1 pseudogene is annotated in these 265 nt (G+C 54.3%); it reads left to right on the top strand.

Annotated elements, in window-relative coordinates:
- Positions 1–14: 14 nt before the first annotated feature.
- Positions 15–265: pseudogene (locus SB775_RS30445) on the top strand (exodeoxyribonuclease VII large subunit); the annotation flags it as partial.

Raw genomic sequence — 265 nt, forward strand, 5'->3', positions numbered from 1 at the left:
CAGAGCGTAAGCGGTTGGAACGTTTAGCGAACTCCTATGCCATGCGTCAACCACAGAGGCGGTTGGAGGAATCAGCCGAACGACTGGACAGGGCACATCTGCGGATGAGTCAAGTGATGAAGAATCTGCTCGTCAGAAGACGTGAGCGCTTTGAGCGAATCGACAGTCAGCTGAAGCGTTACAAGCTCGCAGATCGGATCGGCGAGCGGCGTAAAAATGTTTCCACACTCCGCGCACGACTGGATGAACGAATTAGGGGACACCT

Source organism: Peribacillus sp. SIMBA_075 (genome assembly GCF_046534585.1).